Annotated in this window: 18 protein-coding genes; 16 read left to right on the forward strand and 2 right to left on the reverse strand. The window is 39.0% G+C overall.

Annotated elements, in window-relative coordinates; all coding sequences use genetic code 11:
- Positions 1-38: 38 nt before the first annotated feature.
- The 4 genes from noc to BLR86_RS13735 all read left to right on the forward strand — a co-directional run bounded on the left by noc (position 39) and on the right by BLR86_RS13735 (position 3,954).
- Positions 39-917 (forward strand): nucleoid occlusion protein, encoded by an 879-nt coding sequence (gene noc / locus BLR86_RS13720; RefSeq protein ID WP_090762353.1) that lies wholly within the window; start codon positions 39-41, stop codon positions 915-917.
- 273 nt (positions 918-1,190) lie between these two features.
- Complete coding sequence (locus BLR86_RS13725) at positions 1,191-1,952, forward strand: ParA family protein (protein ID WP_090762355.1); 762 nt, start codon at positions 1,191-1,193, stop codon at positions 1,950-1,952.
- Complete coding sequence (locus BLR86_RS13730) at positions 1,945-2,802, forward strand: ParB/RepB/Spo0J family partition protein (RefSeq protein ID WP_090762357.1); 858 nt, start codon at positions 1,945-1,947, stop codon at positions 2,800-2,802. The genes BLR86_RS13725 and BLR86_RS13730 overlap by 8 nt, the downstream gene beginning before the upstream one ends.
- A gap of 423 nt (positions 2,803-3,225) precedes the next feature.
- Positions 3,226-3,954 (forward strand): DUF554 domain-containing protein, encoded by a 729-nt coding sequence (locus tag BLR86_RS13735; protein WP_090762359.1) that lies wholly within the window; start codon positions 3,226-3,228, stop codon positions 3,952-3,954.
- Between the two features lie 57 nt (positions 3,955-4,011).
- Here BLR86_RS13735 and yyaC read toward each other — a convergent pair whose 3' ends face one another.
- Positions 4,012-4,626 carry a spore protease YyaC gene (gene yyaC / locus BLR86_RS13740; RefSeq protein WP_090762361.1) on the reverse strand — a complete coding sequence of 205 codons (615 nt, stop codon included), beginning with the start codon at positions 4,624-4,626 and terminating at the stop codon, positions 4,012-4,014.
- 182 nt (positions 4,627-4,808) lie between these two features.
- On the opposite strand from yyaC, the gene BLR86_RS13745 reads away from it, so the two are divergent.
- The 11 genes from BLR86_RS13745 (at position 4,809) to dnaB (ending at position 15,552) form a co-directional block, all read left to right on the forward strand.
- Positions 4,809-5,666: a mechanosensitive ion channel family protein gene (locus tag BLR86_RS13745; RefSeq protein WP_090762363.1), complete on the forward strand. Its 858-nt coding sequence runs from the start codon at positions 4,809-4,811 to the stop codon at positions 5,664-5,666.
- Between the two features lie 15 nt (positions 5,667-5,681).
- Positions 5,682-5,879 (forward strand): DUF951 domain-containing protein, encoded by a 198-nt coding sequence (locus BLR86_RS13750; RefSeq protein WP_090762365.1) that lies wholly within the window; start codon positions 5,682-5,684, stop codon positions 5,877-5,879.
- 75 nt (positions 5,880-5,954) lie between these two features.
- Positions 5,955-7,952 carry a molybdopterin-dependent oxidoreductase gene (locus tag BLR86_RS13755; RefSeq protein ID WP_090762367.1) on the forward strand — a complete coding sequence of 666 codons (1,998 nt, stop codon included), beginning with the start codon at positions 5,955-5,957 and terminating at the stop codon, positions 7,950-7,952.
- Positions 7,953-8,078: 126 nt separating this feature from the next.
- Entirely contained in the window at positions 8,079-9,179 is a 1,101-nt protein-coding gene (gene ychF / locus BLR86_RS13760) for a redox-regulated ATPase YchF (RefSeq protein ID WP_090762368.1), read from the forward strand.
- Positions 9,180-9,348: 169 nt separating this feature from the next.
- Positions 9,349-9,636 carry a 30S ribosomal protein S6 gene (gene rpsF / locus BLR86_RS13765; protein ID WP_090762370.1) on the forward strand — a complete coding sequence of 96 codons (288 nt, stop codon included), beginning with the start codon at positions 9,349-9,351 and terminating at the stop codon, positions 9,634-9,636.
- Positions 9,637-9,699: 63 nt separating this feature from the next.
- Positions 9,700-10,236: a single-stranded DNA-binding protein gene (gene ssb / locus BLR86_RS13770; protein ID WP_090762372.1), complete on the forward strand. Its 537-nt coding sequence runs from the start codon at positions 9,700-9,702 to the stop codon at positions 10,234-10,236.
- 62 nt (positions 10,237-10,298) lie between these two features.
- A complete protein-coding gene (rpsR, locus tag BLR86_RS13775) occupies positions 10,299-10,535 on the forward strand; it encodes a 30S ribosomal protein S18 (RefSeq protein WP_090762914.1) in 237 nt (78 codons plus the stop codon).
- A 124-nt stretch (positions 10,536-10,659) separates the two neighbouring features.
- Positions 10,660-11,604, forward strand: coding sequence for a YybS family protein (locus BLR86_RS13780; protein ID WP_090762375.1), 945 nt, complete (start codon positions 10,660-10,662; stop codon positions 11,602-11,604).
- A gap of 26 nt (positions 11,605-11,630) precedes the next feature.
- Complete coding sequence (locus BLR86_RS13785) at positions 11,631-13,607, forward strand: DHH family phosphoesterase (RefSeq protein ID WP_090762377.1); 1,977 nt, start codon at positions 11,631-11,633, stop codon at positions 13,605-13,607.
- Entirely contained in the window at positions 13,604-14,053 is a 450-nt protein-coding gene (gene rplI, locus BLR86_RS13790; RefSeq protein WP_090762379.1) for a 50S ribosomal protein L9, read from the forward strand. The genes BLR86_RS13785 and rplI overlap by 4 nt, the downstream gene beginning before the upstream one ends.
- A gap of 149 nt (positions 14,054-14,202) precedes the next feature.
- The gene (gene dnaB / locus BLR86_RS13795) at positions 14,203-15,552 is read left to right on the forward strand and encodes a replicative DNA helicase (protein WP_090762382.1); all 1,350 of its coding nucleotides are present in this window, start codon (positions 14,203-14,205) and stop codon (positions 15,550-15,552) included.
- A gap of 199 nt (positions 15,553-15,751) precedes the next feature.
- On the opposite strand, the gene BLR86_RS13800 is transcribed toward dnaB, so the two are convergent.
- Positions 15,752-16,657 (reverse strand): nuclease-related domain-containing protein, encoded by a 906-nt coding sequence (locus BLR86_RS13800; RefSeq protein WP_090762384.1) that lies wholly within the window; start codon positions 16,655-16,657, stop codon positions 15,752-15,754.
- A gap of 212 nt (positions 16,658-16,869) precedes the next feature.
- Here BLR86_RS13800 and BLR86_RS13805 point away from each other — a divergent pair, with 212 nt between their 5' ends.
- Positions 16,870-18,162 (forward strand): adenylosuccinate synthase, encoded by a 1,293-nt coding sequence (locus BLR86_RS13805; RefSeq protein WP_090762386.1) that lies wholly within the window; start codon positions 16,870-16,872, stop codon positions 18,160-18,162.
- Positions 18,163-18,303 lie beyond the last annotated feature (141 nt).

Genomic DNA, 18,303 nt, shown 5'->3' on the forward strand with positions numbered 1-18,303 from the left:
AATATGTAATAGGGAGTTTCGTAAAGGTGGTGTTGGGGATGAAGAATTCGTTTTCACGCTTTTTTGGCCTCGGCGAAAAGGGAGATCAAAAGGTTGAGTTGGAAAAAGAGCTTGATCAAGAGCTAGAATTAGAAGTGGTAAGAAATGAAGAAATAAAAAAGATTCCGATTGATCGTATTGTTCCGAACCGTTTTCAGCCTCGAACCGTATTTGATGATGAAAAAATAGAGGAATTATCACGAACAATTCATACACACGGAATCATTCAGCCAATTGTAGTCCGACAGTTTGATGGGAATTATGAAATCATTGCCGGTGAGCGCCGCTTTCGGGCAATGAAGAAACTGGGTTGGGATGAAGCTCCGGCAATCATAAAAAATTATACAGACAGAGAAACCGCTTCGGTTGCGTTAATAGAGAACTTGCAGCGAGAAGAGCTGTCGCCTATTGAAGAGGCAATGGCCTATGGAAAGCTGCTTGAGCTCCATAACTTAACACAAGAAGCACTTGCTCAGCGACTTGGAAAAGGTCAGTCGACAGTTGCCAATAAACTCAGGCTTTTAAAGCTGCCGCAGCCTATCCAAGAGTCCTTGTTAAATAAAGAAATTACCGAGCGGCATGCCCGAGCACTTATTCCGCTAAAAGATCCCCAGAAGCAGGTAGCGCTTTTACAAGACATTATTGAAAAAAACCTTAATGTAAAGCAAACAGAGGATCGAGTTGCCCGGATGCTCGAAGAAAAGAGTCAAAAACCTAAGCCAAAAAGAAAAGCCTTCAGCAAGGATATGAGAATTGCTGTAAATACCATTCGACAATCGTTAACAATGGTTTCGGATAATGGAATTAATCTCGACTCCACTGAGGAAGAATTTGAAGAGTATTATCAATTTACGATAAAAATACCAAAGAAAAAATAAAATAGTTTAAAAAATAGAGCCAGACTTTTAAGTAGTTTGGTTTTTATTTTTGTGAAATAGATCTTTTTCTTTTACCCGATGTAAAAAAATGTAAATTTTACTTTTAATCGTCATGAATATTTTATGAAAAAAAAGAACAATAAATCAGTTTCATGATAAAATAACAGAGCATGGAATTTTATATTACTAGTTTTGCTTGCTAGTCTGACGGGAAAACTAGTTATTTTTACTAGAATTTGAGCTTTATTATTTGAAACAAGGGTAGGTGACATCGTGGGCAAAACGATTGCAATCGCTAATCAAAAGGGGGGAGTTGGAAAGACGACTACCTCTGTCAATCTAGGCGCCTGCTTAGCATACATTGGGAAAAAAGTATTATTAGTAGATATTGACCCTCAAGGGAATGCAACGAGCGGAATTGGTATTGAAAAGGCAGATGTTGAACAGTGTATATATGATGTTTTAGTAGACGATGTGGAAGCAAAGGATGTTATTAAATCAACATCGGTTGAAAACTTATATGCCATACCTGCGACCATTCAGTTAGCAGGAGCGGAAATCGAGCTTGTCCCAACGATTTCAAGAGAGGTTCGTTTGAAACGTGCTCTTGAAGAAGTCAAAGATCAATTTGACTACATTATTATCGATTGTCCGCCTTCATTAGGTTTATTGACACTGAACTCCTTAACAGCCTCTGATTCTGTTTTAATTCCTGTGCAATGCGAGTATTATGCTTTAGAAGGTTTGAGTCAATTATTAAATACTGTACGTCTAGTACAGAAACACTTAAACCAGGACTTGAAAATAGAAGGTGTTTTACTAACGATGCTCGATGCCAGAACCAATCTTGGCATTCAAGTCATAGAAGAAGTTAAGAAGTATTTTCAAGATAAAGTATATAAAACCATTATTCCAAGAAATGTACGTCTAAGTGAGGCACCGAGTCATGGCGAACCAATTATTAATTATGATTCAAAATCGCGCGGGGCAGAAGTTTATTTAGATCTAGCAAAGGAAGTGGTCTCAAATGGCTAAAGGTCTAGGAAAAAAGGGCATTAATGCTTTTTTTACAACTATCGAAGCCGGTAAGGAAGAGACTATCGAAGAAATTAATCTTAAAGAATTGCGCCCTAATCCTTACCAGCCAAGGAAAACCTTTCACCAAGAGGCGATTGATGAATTGAAGGCCTCAATATTAGAGCATGGCATTCTCCAGCCCCTTGTGGTTAGAAAAAGCATTAAGGGATATGAAATTGTCGTTGGGGAAAGACGCTTCCGTGCAGCTAAGGAAGCAAAACTTGAAAGCGTACCGGCTGTTGTCAGAGAGTTAACAGAACAGCAAATGATGGAATTAGCGGTTTTAGAAAACTTGCAGCGGGAAGACTTGAACCCGATTGAAGAGGGACAGGCATACCAAACGCTTATGGAAAAGTTGAAATTCACCCAGGAAGAGGTTGCGAAGCGATTAGGAAAAAGCCGCCCGCATGTAGCGAATCATATACGCCTGCTTTCTCTTCCTGTTAAGATTCAAGAGTTGATTTCCAATGGAACAATCTCAATGGGCCATGGCCGTGCTCTTTTAGGGCTTCGCCAAAAGGCTAAGCTGCCAGCTTTAGTAGATAAAATTGTTCAGGAATCATTGAATGTCCGCCAGTTGGAAAAACTCATTCAGCAAGTCAATGAAAATGTTCCACGTGAAACAAAAAGGCCTGAAAAGAAACAGGATGTCTTTCTTCAGGAACGTGAACATTCCCTCCGCGAACGGTTTGGCACAACGGTAAACATCAAACAATCCAAAAATAAAGGTAAAATTGAAATAGAATTCTTCTCAAAAGAAGACTTAGAACGAATTCTAGAAATGCTCAGTCAAGAAGATCCACTTTAAACCATCAATGGATGGTTTATTTTTTTTATAGGGCTGTGTTAACCTATTTTTTTGCATAAAAACCGGTTGATTTGAACGGAAGGCGCTCGACTCCTCGAAAATGCTATCGCATTTTCTTCGTGCGGTGATTATTCGAAGGAGTAATTTCAAAGTCCTGCGGGAGGACGGGGCTGGGGAGACCCCGCAGGCGCTTCAGCGCCGAGGAGGCTCCCCGGACCGCCCGCGGAAAGCGTAGCGCCTCGTGACAGGAAAAGCCCGCCTGTCACTGCGGTGAGTATTCAAAGAAGCTTTCCTTAGTGGAGTTCAAATCAACAGTCAAGTTTAACACAGCCTTTGCCAAAATAAATCCTTCCCACGGAATGAAAAACATGATAGTTTAATACTATTATAAATTTCGAGACTCGAAGAATAGGTGAATAGTAGATGTTTTTATTAGGGACACTTGTAAACGCAGGTTTAATTGTTGTTGGTACGTTAATAGGAAGGCTCTTAAATCGGATTCCAGAAAGCATGAAAACAACGGTTATGTATGCCATTGGACTATCGGTGATTGTTCTCGGATTACAAATGGGTTTGAAGAGTGACAATTTTCTGATTGTAATTATTAGTTTGGTTATGGGTGCAGTTTTGGGTGAACTCATGCAATTGGAGGAAAGGCTAAATCAGCTTGGACTTTGGCTTGAAAAGAAAATGGGTTCAATTGGTAAAGGGGCTGTAGGAAACGGAAGTATTGCTGAAGGATTTGTTAACGCAACTTTAATCTTTGTGATTGGAGCAATGGCCATTATAGGAGCATTGGATAGCGGGATTCGCGGTGATCATGATGTTTTATACACAAAAGGACTAATTGATGGATTCACCTCAATTATTTTAACAACCACGCTTGGAATAGGTGTTATTTTTTCAGCTATTCCTGTTTTTCTTTATCAGGGTTTGATTGCGTTATTTGCTACTCAAATTAACACGATTATTCCTGAGGCACTGATGGATCAATTTATTGTGGAAATGACAGCAACAGGTGGGATCATGATTTTTGCTATCGGTTTAAATCTAACAGGATTAGTAAAAATAAAGGTTGCCAACCTCCTCCCTGCTATTATGATGACGGGGATTATTGTTACAGTTCTCTATCAATACCATAGCTACTTTTAATTATGTTACAGTATTTGTAAGTAAAAGAGCAATTGGGGATAAAACCCGATTGCTCTTTTAATTGGTTTTTTTATGTTCATGCGGCAGATCTTGCAGACGTCCTCTTGAATGAAGAATACTTGCTTGATAAATGCCATTTGCAATGGTTTTGGCCATTTTCATCACTAGATTAAGACGAGTGTTTTGCAGGACGAAGAATTCCATGAAACCGCTTACGTTAACAATTCCCGTTATATGAATATCACCGACTGCGGGAAGCTCTTTATTTACTCCAGCTCCAGGTTTAACCGGTCCATCCGCAACCTGTATAACCCCAATATTCTTCAATCTGCCCAAACAGGCATCAATACCTATAATATATGGATCTTGATGGTTAATCGTTATTTCTCTTAACCGTTCATTAAGATTAACGGCATGGATCGGTTCATCTAATGTACCGTAAACATGGAAGGAAGAAATATCTTTTTCCTCTAAAAAGGATCCAACAAGTGGTCCTAATGAATCGCCAGTGGAGCGGTCAGTTCCAATACAAACAAATACGATGGGACGTGTTTGTGTCCTGGGCAGAAACTTAAGTAATTCCATTGCCAGACTTTCAACGGCCAGAAAATCATCATGGTTAATTCGCTGTGTATTGGTCCTCCTATCAAAAAAACTTGGTTTCAGATTCATGAGCCCACTCCTCGTTCCGCTTTTCTTTTTAACAGTATACGGAATATTAAGAATATCTATACGTAGTGAATGAAAGATATTCTAAAGTAAATAAAAAGAATAAATCACAAATACTATAAAATATTGTGGATAATTTGATAAAATAAGTATGATTCAATAGCTAGAGAGGATAAGGTGTTTACATGAATTCAATTATTCAGCGATTAATTGATAAATTTCAAAATGAAGATACTTGGCTAGCGCTAGGGGAAGGCTTACTTAAAATTATTGCCATTTTAATCGTGGCCAAAATTCTGATTAAGGTAGGAAGCATCGCGATCGATAATGTCTTTAAGATAAGAACTCGTTCTCCTTTAAAGACTTCAGAACGAAGAGAAGAAACATTATCAAAGCTTCTCGATAATGTGCTTACATATGTGGTTTATTTTATTTCCTTTATGATGATTCTATCGGTGCTAACCATTGATGTAAAAGCTCTGATAGCTGGGGCAGGGGTTGTCGGACTTGCCGTTGGTTTTGGAGCTCAAAGTCTTGTCAAAGATGTTATCAGCGGTTTCTTTATCATTTTTGAGGATCAGTTTTCTGTTGGTGACCATGTACGGATTGGCCAATTTGAAGGAACCGTTCAAACGATTGGTTTACGGACAACAAAGTTAAAAAGTTGGACAGGGGAAGTTCATATTCTGCCGAATGGTAGTATTATTCAAGTAACGAATTTTTCTTTAAATAATAGCCTAGCCATTATTGATATATCTGTTGCCTGTAAAGAGGATATTGAAAGGACAGAAAAGGTAATAAGGGATTTACTTGAAAAATTGCCGGATCAATACGGAGAGTTAATAAAAGCTCCCGAGCTTTTAGGTGTTCAAACCTTAGGACCATCAGAGGTTGTGTTACGGATTGTAGCAGAAACATTGCCAATGAAGCATGCAGGGGTTTCAAGGAAAATAAAGAGTGATATTAAACAATGTTTAGATGAACATGGGATTGAAATTCTATACTCGAAAAGTTCTGGTAGTGTCAATGAACCTAGTGTCTAAAAGGGAGTGTATTCAATGGAAGAAAAAGAATTTGGGTTAAATGATGTCGTTGAAATGAAAAAGCAGCATCCATGTGGGACAAATCGTTGGACCATTATCCGGATGGGGATGGATATCCGGATTAAATGTGAAGGCTGCGGGCATAGCGTAATGATTCCAAGAAGAGAATTTTCACGGAAAATGAAGAAAATATTGGTGAAGCACGAGCAATAGTTTGTGCTTCTTTTTTTTGCTTATCTGTATTATTCTAATTAGAAAAGTAGATATGTAAATGCGGAGGTGGAGAATTTGGTTGAAATTCTGAAATCGGCTTGTCCTTTAAATTGTTGGGATAACTGTGGGCTACTCGTAACAATAGAGAATGATAAAATAATCAAAGTGGATGGAGACCCTTCTCATCCAATTACCAAAGGGAAAATTTGTGGCAGAGGAAGAATGCTAGAAACAAGGACAAATTCTCCTGAAAGGCTGCTTTATCCGTTAAAAAAAGTGAACGGTGAATTTAAACAAATATCATGGAATCAAGCTCTCAATGAAATAGCCTTCAAATTAAAGGAAATTAAAGATCAGTACGGCTCCGCTGCAGTCCTCCATAGTCATGATTATGCAAATAGCGGAATACTAAAAAATCTAGATCAGCGATTTTTTAATGGCTATGGCGGTGTGACAGAACTTTATGGGTCACTCTGCTGGGGTGCAGGAATTGAGGCACAGAGTTGGGATTTTGGCGATGCTTATGGTCATGAACCGGATGATGTTTTAGCAAGTAAAAACATTGTTATTTGGGGACGAAATGTAGCACGGACGAACATGCATTTTTACGAAAAGCTCCTCGAGGTAAAGAAAAACGGAGCAAAAATTTTTGTTATTGATCCATTATTTAATGCAACTGCAAAAATTGCAGATAAATATATATCAGTAAAACCTGGAATGGACGGTATCTTAGCTGCAGGTATTATAAAGGAAATCCTCCGTTTAGGGCTCGAAGATCGGAAATTTATCGATCAGCATACTCATGGCTTTCATGATGTAGAGGAGCTAATTGATAGTATTACCATCGAGAAAGTTAGTGAAATGACAGAGGTGCCTATTGAAACCATACAACTTTTAGCAAAGGTTTTTGTGGATCGACCAACCTCTACCTTCATGGGCCTCGGATTACAGCGCTACAAAAATGGCGGGAATACGATCCGTTTCATTGATGCGCTTGTAGCGATAAGCGGTAATATTGGAATTCAGGGCGGCGGCGCCAATTACGCCAATCTCCAAGTAGGGCAAAGCTTTGATTTAGCCAATTTAACCTTGAATGAACGGAAGACCAGCCATAGGAAGTTTTCGATTATGAAGCAGGCGGAGGAAGTGTTGACGGCAGTAAATCCGGAGATAAAAATGATCTTCGTCACCTGTGGTAATCCAGTAATACAGGTTCCAGATTCAGCTATTGTCGAAAGGGCATTTTCTTCGGTTTCCACGCTTGTTGTGGTTGAACAATTTATGACAGATACAGCTCATTTGGCTGATTATATCCTGCCAACGACCACCTCTTTTGAGGAAGAAGATGTTTATTATTCTTCAATGTATCATCATTACGTCAATTATGGGCCGAAACTTGTTTCTGCCCCAGGAGACGCAAAATCTGATTTGTGGATTTGGACACAGCTTGCTGAAAGACTTGGTTTTGGTGAGGATTTTAAGTATTCAAGAAATCAATGGCTGGAAATGACCTTTCAGTCATTAACAGCAAAGGGTATGACGCTTGATGTACTAAAGGAACGACATACCCATGAATTACCGGTGAAACGAATTCCGTGGGATGACTTTCAGTTCAAAACTCCAACAGGTAAATTTGAGTTCACATCCACGAACAAAGGTGGGCTGAAATTAGCAGTGCCGGAAGAATCAAAGTGGAGTAATCCTCTCCTGGCAGAAGATTTCCCATATAACGTATTAACGATTCATCCCTTAAGGTCAAACCATTCGCAAAATTACCATCTCCTGCCAAAAACTCCCCAACTAAAGGTTGAAGTGGCTGGTAATATTGCAGCTGAAAAATTCCTCAAGGATGGAGACCGTGTCCGGGTATGGAATAATCGCGGCGAAGTGAAGGGAAATATTTCTATAGCGCCTAAGGCTCATCCTAACACGATTAATATTGATGAAGGAATTTGGAAACAGTTTGGCGGCTCAGTTAATAACCTAACATCGAGCCGTGAATCAGATAATGGACTGGGCAGCACCTTGTATGATTGTCTTGTTAATCTTGAAAAAATAAATGAACTGCCGTGATGTGCGGCAGTTTTTCTATTTATCTAGCTTGTCTTTTTACCGGCTAATGCCTATAATTGTGAGAGGCTTTTTTAATTCATGGACGATATGTTTATAAATAGATATATATCTTGAGGAGTGAATAGTATGGCTTTAACAGCAGGGATTGTAGGGCTTCCGAATGTGGGCAAGTCAACATTGTTTAACGCAATTACCCAAGCAGGTGCGGAATCAGCTAACTACCCGTTCTGTACGATTGATCCTAACGTAGGAATTGTAGAAGTTCCCGATCACCGCCTAAATAAATTAACAGAATTAGTTCAACCGAAGAAGACAGTTCCCACTGCCTTTGAATTTACCGATATCGCAGGGATTGTAAAGGGTGCAAGTAAGGGGGAAGGGCTTGGAAACAAGTTCCTATCACATATTCGTCAAGTAGACGCGATTTGCCAGGTTGTTCGTTGTTTTGCGGACGACAACATTACCCACGTATCAGGTAAAGTCGATCCGATTTCCGACATTGAAGTCATTAACTTAGAGTTAATTCTTGCTGATATGGAATCCGTTGAAAAGCGGATTAGTCGTGTTGAAAAATTAGCTAAGCAAAAGGATAAAGAGGCGGTGGCTGAGTTTGAAGTGCTTTCCATGCTTCGTGAAGCCTTTGAAGCTGAAAAACCAGCACGGACGGTTGAATTTACCGAAGAACAAATGAAGATTGCAAAAATGCTTCATCTGTTAACGATTAAGCCGGTTCTATATGTGGCAAACGTTGGTGAAGATGATGTTGCAGATCCAGCTGGAAACGAATATGTACAAAAGGTTCGTGAGTTTGCAGCGGCGGATAATGCTGAAGTGATTGTGATTTGTGCGAAAATCGAGGAAGAAATTGCTGAACTGGAAGGCGAAGAAAAGCAAATGTTCCTTGAAGAGCTTGGAATTAAAGAATCTGGACTTGACCAATTAATTCGTGCAGCTTATGACCTGCTGGGATTAGCTACTTATTTTACAGCCGGTGTGCAGGAAGTTCGTGCTTGGACGTTTATAAATGGCATGAAAGCTCCACAATGTGCGGGTATCATTCACTCCGATTTTGAACGCGGCTTTATTCGTGCCGAAACGGTTTCTTATGAAGACCTATTAGCAGGCGGAAGCTATAATGCTGCGAAGGAAGCTGGAAAGGTTCGTTTAGAAGGTAAAGAGTATTTGGTGAAAGATGGAGATGTTATTCACTTCCGTTTTAATGTGTAAAAATTGTTAGCCTTGCTTAAGCAGGGCTTTTAAGCTTTTCTGGGAATTATCTTGAAATGGTGAACAGTCTTGCATTTCATCGAAAACTATGTTAAAATTTTAACTTGTGAGTAATGAATAATTGCTCCTTGCCCAAATGGGCCGTTTAGACCAAAAGGAGGTGACTGTGATGAATAAGTACGAAATCATGTACATCATCCGCCCGAATATTGAAGATGAAGCGAAAAAGGCTCTTGTAGAGCGTTTTAACGGAATTCTTCTTGAAAATGGTGCGGAAACTGCTGAAACAAAAGATTGGGGTAAGCGTCGTTTAGCTTACGAAATCAACGATTTCCGTGATGGTTATTACGAAATCGTGAAAACTACATCTTCAGCTGACGCGGTACAAGAATTTTCTCGTCTTGCGAAAATCAGCGAGGATATCATTCGCCATTTAGTAATTAGAGAAGAAGCTTAATATATATTTCGGTCAGAATGTTTCACATGAAACATTCTCCATAAAGAAAAGGAGTTGATTCTGATGATGAATCGTGTCGTGCTTGTTGGCCGTTTAACAAAAGATCCTGATTTGCGTTATACACCAAATGGGGTTCCTGTTGCTACCTTTACTTTAGCTGTTAATCGTCCGTTTTCTAGTCAGTCAGGTGAGCGTGAAGCAGACTTTATTAATTGTGTTGTTTGGCGAAAACCTGCTGAAAATGTGGCAAACTTCTTGAAAAAGGGCAGTCTTGCAGGAGTTGATGGCCGCATTCAAACTCGCAACTATGAAGGACAAGATGGTAAGCGTGTTTACGTTACTGAAGTTCAGGCGGAAAGTGTTCAATTTCTTGAACCTAAAAACTCGTCTGGCGGCGGTGGCGGAAGAAGCGACAATGATCACTTCGGTGCTCCACCAAGGGAACCACAAGGAAATCCTTATGGTGGCGGCAACCAAAGTCAGAATCAGAATCAACGCCAATATCAAAATAACAATAATAAAGGTTTTACTAAAGTGGATGACGACCCGTTCGCTGGTAACGGTCAAATTGACATCTCCGATGATGACTTACCATTTTAAAGAAAACCTTTTATGAACGGTTATGAAAAAATAAAGTAATAAAGGAGGGAATTTTCATGGCAATGGGAGGACGTAAAGGCGGACGCGCAAAGCGCCGTAAAGTGTGTTATTTTACAGCAAACGGTATCACTCGCATCGATTATAAAGATGTAGATTTACTTAAAAAGTTCATCTCTGAACGTGGCAAGATTTTACCACGTCGTGTAACTGGTACAAGCGCGAAATATCAACGTAAACTAACAGTTGCAATCAAACGTTCACGTCAAATGGCATTATTACCATTCGTGGCTGGAGAATAAATCGAACGTAAGCAGCAAGGGTCTCACCACCTTTGCTGCTTTTTTCTTTTCATATAAGTTGAATAGCAATGCTTTTCTAGCTAAAATTAAGGAATAGGCTCCAAGAAATAATTGAGGTGAAGTAGTGAAAAATGTTCGTAAACTTACTGAAGGTGCTATTCTTTTAGCAGCCTTTGCTGTTCTATTATTACTTACCATTTATGTCCCGTTACTTGGGATGATTGTAAATCTGTTTTTGGCTGTACCATTTATGCTGTTTGCAGCTAAGAATGATGTGAAGGACATTCTAGTCTTTCTTATTTCCTCTCTTCTTCTTTCATTCATTGTTGGGACGATTATGTCGTTGCCACTAACCTTGGCGTACGGTACGACAGGTGTTGTTATCGGGTATTTCATTCAGAAAAAGAAGAACATGGGTTTTTTATTCATTAGCGGGTCCCTTGTCTTTTTAATTAATTTAATTATTATTTATGTGTCAAGCATTGTTCTATTTAAAATAGATATGATCACGGAAATGATTGACATGATGCGTGAATCAATTACAACTTCTGCTGATTTACTAAAGAATTTTGGCAATCCACAAGATACGGAAAAGGTAATTGAACAATTCGAAAATGGATTAAATCTTATTAAAACATTGATTCCAACCCTATTTGTTCTCTCTTCGCTTTTAATCGTATTTATTATCCAACTTGTCTCATTACCGATTATTAAGAGATTTGGGATTAACGTAGAAAAATGGAAAAGCTTTAAAGATATCACCCTGCCTAAAAGCTTATTGTATTATTTTCTCTTTACTTTGTTACTAAGTATGTTGATGAATCCTGCTGAAGGTACCTTCTGGTATATGGCAATAATAAATATGACCTATATTCTGCAATTCTTAATGATCCTGCAAGGATATACATTCATCTTTTATTTCTTTGACCAAAAGGGTATTTCAAAGGCAGTCTCTATAATGATAGCAATTTTCACTTTCATCGTGCCATTTTTCCTTTATATTATAGGGATATTAGGTATAATTGATTTAGGCTTTGGTTTACGAAAAGGCTACAATAAAAAAGAGTGATGACTACTGTTTAGGAGCTGAAAAAATTGCCTGCATTTATTGAAAAGCGCTCGATTCGTTACCCTTTTTACGGGTTGATAGGCATTACAGTGGTGTTGCTCATTGTCCTTACCTACTATAATTGGATACTTAGCTTGATTGGATTATTTCTTATCACTTTACCGCTGTACTATATGTTTGACATCGATTCAAGGCAAAGGAAAGAAATGGAAGATTATATTGCAACCCTTTCTTACCGAGTGAAACGAGTGGGCGAAGAAGCGTTAATGGAAATGCCAATTGGGATAATGCTCATTAATGATGACTATTTTATAGAATGGGCCAATCCATTTCTGTCCTCCTATTTTGATGCAGATACGCTTATTGGAAAGTCCCTATATGAAATTGGAGATACGTTAATACCGTTGATTAAACAAGAAGTGGAAACCGAAATTATTACCCTCCATGGACGAAAGTTCCGTGTGATTCTTAAAAGTGAGGAGAAGCTCCTTTACTTCTTTGATGTCACTGAGCAAAAAGAAATTGAAAAAATGTATCATGATGATCGGACCGTGATTGCGATTATCTTTTTAGATAATTATGATGAACTCACACAAGGTATGGATGACCAGATGCGCGGCAGCATAAATAATATGGTTACTTCAACCCTAAATAAATGGGCTCAGGACAATGGTATTTTTCTAAAAAGAATTTCATCTGAACGGTTCATTGCTGTATTCAATGAGGCTATATTACTGCTCCTGGAAAAAGGTAAATTTCCCGTTCTGGATGAAATAAGAGAAATGACTTCTAAGCAAAATATATCCTTTACATTAAGTATTGGTGTAGGTGCAGGGACCCCCTCACTTCCTGAATTAGGTGTATTAGCACAATCAAGCTTGGATTTAGCCTTAGGAAGAGGCGGAGATCAAGTAGCGATAAAACATCCAAATGGCAAAGTGAAATTCTTTGGCGGAAAAACAAACCCGGTTGAAAAACGGACAAGAGTTCGTGCCCGCGTGATATCTCATGCATTAAAGGATTTAATAACAGCCAGTGATAAAGTCATTATTATGGGGCATAAAAATCCTGATATGGATTCGGTTGGGTCGTCAATTGGTATTTACAAAGTAGCACAGATGAATCAAAAAGATGCCTACATAGTCCTGAACTTTCAAGAGATGGATGGTGCTGTCCATAGGCTAATGGGGGAAATTCGTCAACAGGAGCAATTATTTTCGCATTTTATTGGGCCGGAAGAGGCATTGGAAATTGCAACAGAAAAAACTCTATTGGTGATTGTGGATACCCATAAACCAGCACTGGTTATTGAAGCACGTCTCCTTAATAAAATTGATAATGTAGTGGTTATTGACCATCACCGCCGCGGGGAAGAATTTATTGAGAATCCTGTACTCGTTTATATGGAACCATACGCCTCTTCAACATCAGAGCTTGTAACCGAATTTCTTGAATACCAGCCGAAACGCGGTAAAATAGAAATGATAGAAGCAACGGCTCTATTAGCCGGGATTGTGGTGGATACCAAAAGCTTTACTCTAAGAACGGGTGCGAGAACCTTTGATGCTGCCTCCTACCTAAGAGGGCAAGGAGCAGATACGATCCTTGTTCAGAAGTTTTTAAAAGAAAGCGTTGATACCTATATTAAGCGCTCTAAGTTAATTGAATCGGTTCTTTTTTATCACGATGGTATTGCGATAGCAAAAGGTGATGAAACGGATGTACATGATCAAGTTCTTCTTGCCCAGGCAGCCGATACGCTCTTAACTATGGATGGCGTTGCAGCTTCATTTGTAATTGCAAAACGCAATAATGAGGGGCTTATTGGAATTAGTGCGCGGTCACTTGGTAATGTAAATGTTCAGATAATAATGGAAAAACTGCAGGGCGGCGGGCACCTGACCAATGCAGCCACACAGCTGACCGGCATCTCATTAATAGAAGCAGAACAACAATTAAAGTTAGCAATTGAAGACTATTTTGAAGGTGGGAAAAAGGAATGAAAGTAATTTTTCTAAAAGATGTAAAAGGAAAAGGAAAAAAAGGTGAAGTAAAGAATGTTGCCGACGGCTATGCACATAACTTTTTAATCAAGCAAGGCTTGGCAATTGAAGCAAATAATACAAACATCAGCACACTAGAGGGCCAAAAGAAAAAGGAAGACAAACGTGCTGCAGAAGAGCTTGCGGAGGCTAAAAAACTTGGCGAACAGTTAGAAAAAACAACTGTTGAGTTAGCGGCAAAAGCTGGTGAAGGCGGTCGCTTATTTGGCTCAATTACAACAAAGCAAATCGCTGAAGAGCTTCAAAAGAAACACGGAATCAAAATTGATAAACGTAAAATGGAATTACCAGACGCCATTCGCAGCCTGGGTCATACAAAAGTTCCAGTTAAACTTCACCATGAAGTTGTAGCATCTTTAACAGTTCATGTAAAAGAAGTAAATTAATTACCAGTTCCTATTTTTGATAAACATGATAGAATAACTAAAGTAATGTGATCGGTTCTAGCTGGTCACTTTTCTTCATTATGGACATTATTTTAAATGAAAACTATTAAAATATATATTTTCCTCTTCAAAATAGGAGGTTTTGATAGATGAGCGATTTATATGCAGATCGTCTGCCACCGCAAAATATTGAAGCGGAACAGGCAGTATTAGGTGCGATTTTTTTAGAGCCATCTTCTCTAACAGTAGCTTCTGAAATATTAATACCTGAAGACTTTTATCGTGCTTCCCATCAAAAGATATATAACGCCATGCTAAAGCTGAATGATGAAGGCAAGGTAGTTGACCTTGTAACGGTAACTGAGGATTTAGCAGCAGCTAAGCTAATCGAAGATACTGGTGGGGTCAGTTATTTAAGCGAATTGGCACAATCGGTCCCTACCGCTGCTAATATTGAATATTATGCTAGAATCGTAGAAGAAAAGTCATTATTAAGAAGACTAATACGGACAGCAACAGAGATTGCATCTGATGGTTATGCACGAGAAGATGAAGTCGAAGCACTTTTAAGCGAGGCTGAAAAAAATATTCTGGCTGTGGCACAGCGGAAAAACGCTGGTTCTTTCCATAGTATTAAAGATGTTTTGGTACGTACGTATGATAATATTGAAGAAATGCATAACCGCGTAGGGGACATTACCGGTATTCCTACAGGATTTGCTGAACTTGATCGTATGACAGCAGGCTTCCAGCGCAATGATTTAATTATCGTAGGTGCCCGTCCATCTGTTGGTAAAACAGCCTTTGCTTTGAATATTGCTTCAAACGTTGCCATTAAAACGGATGAAAATGTCGCGATTTTCAGTCTAGAGATGGGTGCAGAACAGTTGGTCATGCGTATGCTTTGTTCCGAGGGCAATATCGATGCCCAAAGGTTGCGTACTGGTTCTCTTACGGATGATGACTGGGGTAAGCTAACAATGGCCATGGGTGCACTTTCAAACTCTGGTATCTTTATTGATGATACTCCAGGGGTAAAAATAAGTGATATTCGTTCCAAGTGCCGCCGCTTAAAACAGGAGCACGGTTTAGGCATGATTTTAATTGATTACTTGCAGCTTATCTTGGGAAGCGGTCGTTCAGGCGAAAATCGTCAGCAGGAAGTATCGGAAATCTCCCGTTCCCTCAAGCAGTTAGCGCGTGAGCTTAAGGTTCCAGTTATCGCACTATCTCAGCTTTCCCGTGGTGTCGAGCAGCGTCAGGACAAACGCCCGATGATGTCCGATATTCGTGAATCCGGTTCGATCGAGCAGGATGCGGATATTGTTGCCTTCTTGTACCGTGATGACTACTATGATAAGGAATCAGAGAATAAAAACATCATCGAAATCATTATCGCCAAACAGCGTAACGGTCCAACAGGTACTGTTTCACTAGCCTTTGTAAAAGAATACAATAAATTCGTGAACCTCGAGACACGATATGATCCAAGTGCATAAACGTTGAGAAGGCCGGCCATTCATTTGGCTGGCTTTTTTTGATAGATTCATTGATTTGTATTTTTGAAAGAAGCCGGTCCACAGAAAATAACGTTATTCGTGCCCGTTCAGGCTGAAAAGGGAAGTGAGCGGTAACGAATAGAGGCTATTCATGCCCGTTCTGGCTGAAAAAGGAGGTGAGCGGTAACGAATAGAAAAATTACTCCTTTAAAATGTAATAAGATGATCTACTATGTCTTATTAGTTCAAAGTTTTTTGCTAAAATACGTCTAATTGTTTTTTTAGACTTTATTATGCTACACCAAACATGAATACTATCTGTCGTAATCTTTCTATCTGGAAATAGTAAGCTAAATTCATTCACACACCTTAATATAGCTTCCTCGGTCTCCTCTATGCATCCACATTTTTTACATACAAACGATTCGTCGGAGAAAAAGGTCTTACAGTTTGGACAAGGTATTCCCTTTTTCAAATGCTCATAGGTATAGCACGGCAGCCGAGTATAGGGAGATTCCACGATATGGCGGGCGTTTAATTGGTGAGCTAATTGAAAATGTTTTTTATTTAGTTTTACCGGTCTAGTATTTAATTTTTTCAAGAAGCGGTTAAGCTGTGTTGGAAAAATAATAGCAGGATTTATTGAGGTGGTATATAAATGAAACTCGGGGTTGTTGAAGATTAGATAGGAGTCAATCAAATAATGGTATCCTAACTTGTGTAACAATTTTTTTAGTAAAGTCTCACATCGTTCTAGTTGATGTAATGGATTCTTTTGGAGGATGTCTGCGGGGTTATACCATTTATCATCATTGATTGAGTAATCCCCCTCAAAGTATTTAACATCTAAAAGGTAAATCTTCTCGTCTGCAATTATCAAAGTATCAATTTGGAACCTTGAACCATTATATTCAAGTAATAAGTCATTGAGGATCAACCATTCGTCCGTTAGACCTCTTAGCCAAACATCACTTCTTAATTCACCTTCATAGCCTTTTTCAATGTTCGAAAAACTCAGAGATTCACTGGAGCTAAACGTCATACGAGCGTTTAAATACCGTAAAAGAACTAATTCTAATTTTTCTGGTCGCAGTCGAAAAAACATATTCCACTTCCTTATTATTATTTTTAAAAAGCTCTAATACCTATTTTATGGAAAATCAGCCACCATTTCAAGCTAGATTCCTAAATTAATATTTTACGAACATATTCTAATAAAATACTATAAAACGTTCGTGTTTTGTTGACTTTTAGCTGTATTTATTGATAAAATTGAGTTTAGAAAAGGAAAAACGTATTTAATTTGGAGGTGCCTATATGACGTCAGTAGTGGTAGTTGGTACACAATGGGGAGACGAAGGAAAAGGTAAAATCACCGATTTTCTTTCTGAAAATGCAGAGGCAATCGCACGTTATCAAGGTGGAAATAATGCAGGTCATACCATAAAGTTCAATGGAGAAACATATAAGTTACATTTAATTCCATCCGGGATTTTTTATAAGGAAAAAATTTGTGTAATCGGCAATGGAATGGTTGTGGATCCGAAGGCACTTGTCGCTGAACTTGCTTATTTACACGAAAAAGGAATTACGACCGATAATCTCCGTATTAGCAATCGTGCACATGTTATCCTTCCATACCATTTGAAGCTTGACGTTGTTGAGGAAGAAAGTAAAGGCGTCAATAAAATTGGAACCACTAAAAAGGGAATTGGCCCTGCTTATATGGATAAGGCAGCGCGCGTTGGGATTAGAATTTCTGACCTCCTTGAACGTGAAGTTTTTGAAGAAAAGCTAGAGCGCAACTTAGCGGAGAAAAATCGTTTATTTGAACGTATTTATGAGACAACGGGTTTTACAAAAGAAGAAATCCTAGATGAGTATTATGAATATGGCCAGCAAATTAAGCAGTATGTTTGCGATACATCTGTCGTCTTAAATGATGCTTTAGATGAAGGAAAACGTGTGTTATTTGAAGGTGCACAGGGCGTGATGCTGGATATTGACCAAGGTACATACCCGTTTGTAACTTCTTCAAACCCAGTCGCTGGTGGTGTTACAATTGGTTCTGGTGTGGGTCCATCAAAAATCACCCATGTTGTAGGTGTTTGTAAGGCCTACACCTCTCGAGTAGGCGATGGACCATTCCCAACAGAATTACATGATGAGATCGGGAATCAAATTCGTGAAGTAGGTCGAGAATACGGTACAACTACCGGCCGTCCACGCCGTATTGGTTGGTTTGATAGTGTGGTGGTACGCCATGCCCGCCGGGTCAGCGGATTAACTGATCTATCTCTAAATTCGATTGATGTATTATCAGGAATTGAGACTTTAAAAATTTGTACGGCCTACAGCTATAAAGGCGAATTAATCACTGAGTATCCTGCAAGTCTAAAGGTACTAGGTGAGTGTGAGCCTGTTTATGAAGAACTGCCAGGTTGGAAAGAGGATATTACAGGGGTTAAGTCATTAGATGAATTACCTGTTAATGCGCGCCATTATGTAGAACGGGTAACGCAGCTTACCGGCATCCCGTTAACTACCTTCTCGGTGGGCCCAGATCGTAATCAAACCAATGTTGTTCGCAGCCCTTGGAGACAAATTTAATCATATATAAGCCCTCAATTTTGGGGGCTTATAAATTAATTAAAACTTTTATTAAAAAAGTATTGCACTATAGGACCAAGCCATGATATTATAAAAAGCGTCGTCACGAACGAAACAATTAGTAAAACACCTACAGTGTAT

Source organism: Bacillus sp. OK048 (assembly GCF_900103525.1).
GTDB lineage: Bacteria > Bacillota > Bacilli > Bacillales > Cytobacillaceae > Neobacillus.

Coding starts and splice junctions, on each gene's coding strand:
- rpsR (WP_090762914.1), top strand. CDS start 10,299: ATGGGAGGACGTAAAGGCGGACGCGCAAAGCGCCGTAAAGTGTGTTAT.
- ssb (WP_090762372.1), top strand. CDS start 9,700: ATGATGAATCGTGTCGTGCTTGTTGGCCGTTTAACAAAAGATCCTGAT.
- BLR86_RS13735 (WP_090762359.1), top strand. CDS start 3,226: ATGTTTTTATTAGGGACACTTGTAAACGCAGGTTTAATTGTTGTTGGT.
- BLR86_RS13745 (WP_090762363.1), top strand. CDS start 4,809: ATGAATTCAATTATTCAGCGATTAATTGATAAATTTCAAAATGAAGAT.
- BLR86_RS13750 (WP_090762365.1), top strand. CDS start 5,682: ATGGAAGAAAAAGAATTTGGGTTAAATGATGTCGTTGAAATGAAAAAG.
- noc (WP_090762353.1), top strand. CDS start 39: ATGAAGAATTCGTTTTCACGCTTTTTTGGCCTCGGCGAAAAGGGAGAT.
- yyaC (WP_090762361.1), bottom strand. CDS start 4,626: ATGAATCTGAAACCAAGTTTTTTTGATAGGAGGACCAATACACAGCGA.
- ychF (WP_090762368.1), top strand. CDS start 8,079: ATGGCTTTAACAGCAGGGATTGTAGGGCTTCCGAATGTGGGCAAGTCA.
- rpsF (WP_090762370.1), top strand. CDS start 9,349: ATGAATAAGTACGAAATCATGTACATCATCCGCCCGAATATTGAAGAT.
- BLR86_RS13730 (WP_090762357.1), top strand. CDS start 1,945: ATGGCTAAAGGTCTAGGAAAAAAGGGCATTAATGCTTTTTTTACAACT.
- BLR86_RS13800 (WP_090762384.1), bottom strand. CDS start 16,657: ATGTTTTTTCGACTGCGACCAGAAAAATTAGAATTAGTTCTTTTACGG.
- BLR86_RS13805 (WP_090762386.1), top strand. CDS start 16,870: ATGACGTCAGTAGTGGTAGTTGGTACACAATGGGGAGACGAAGGAAAA.
- dnaB (WP_090762382.1), top strand. CDS start 14,203: ATGAGCGATTTATATGCAGATCGTCTGCCACCGCAAAATATTGAAGCG.
- rplI (WP_090762379.1), top strand. CDS start 13,604: ATGAAAGTAATTTTTCTAAAAGATGTAAAAGGAAAAGGAAAAAAAGGT.